Origin of the sequence: Devosia riboflavina, from assembly GCF_000743575.1 — a bacterium.
GTDB lineage: Bacteria > Pseudomonadota > Alphaproteobacteria > Rhizobiales > Devosiaceae > Devosia > Devosia riboflavina.
Map to the genome: position 1 here is coordinate 1 of NZ_JQGC01000066.1, position 696 is coordinate 696.

Genomic DNA, 696 nt, shown 5'->3' on the forward strand with positions numbered 1-696 from the left:
CCACAACCACGATTTCGGCCGCAAATTCCAGGTCGCCTCCTTCCGCATCGAGGGCACCGAAGGCGCGGCCATGGTCAAGCTCGGCGTTCTCCTCGATTACCCCAAGGGCGAGCCCGACGAACTCTGGATCACGCGGCGCGGCGAGGATTGGACGCAGGTCCCGCTCGAAGGCGGCTGGTTCCCCCATGCCTTCCGCGGCACCATGAGCAACCTCCAGCGCTTTGCCGCGGGCGAAGACGACAGGCTCGTCACTTCGGTGGAAGACGCCTGGTACACGATGGCCCTTGCCGAAGCCGCCTTTGCCTCCGCTGCCGCGCCCGCCACTCCCATCGAGGCCAAGCCATGAGCACCATCGGCGTTTCCTCCACCCATCCCAAAACTATGCCGGCAGAGCATGCCGACATTCCGGTGTGGAACAGCGAAAACTGGTTCTACGAGGATTGGCCGGTCGGCCAGAAGATCCGCTCGCTCCGGCGCACCATTTCGGAGGGCGAGTCGATGGCGTTCAACGCCCTCGTCACCGACATGCACCCCTATGTCGCCGACGATATTTTTGCGACCACAGAGGGTCAGTTCGGCAGACGGCTTGTCGCCGGCGCCTTCGTCTTCTCGGCGGGCCTGGGCCTCGTCGCCACCAATTGCGTCAACGCCTTCTCGTATGGCTACGACAAGCTGCGTTTCATCAAGCCGACCTTC

2 protein-coding genes are annotated in these 696 nt (G+C 63.6%); both read left to right on the forward strand.

The annotated features are described in order from the left end of the window. A partial coding sequence (locus JP75_RS24680) for an SH3 domain-containing protein (protein WP_035087874.1) occupies window positions 1-346 on the forward strand: 346 nt, incomplete at its 5' end. After that, window positions 343-696 (forward strand): MaoC family dehydratase (locus JP75_RS24685; RefSeq protein WP_035087876.1); only part of this gene is annotated, 354 nt, incomplete at its 3' end. The genes JP75_RS24680 and JP75_RS24685, both read left to right, overlap by 4 nt.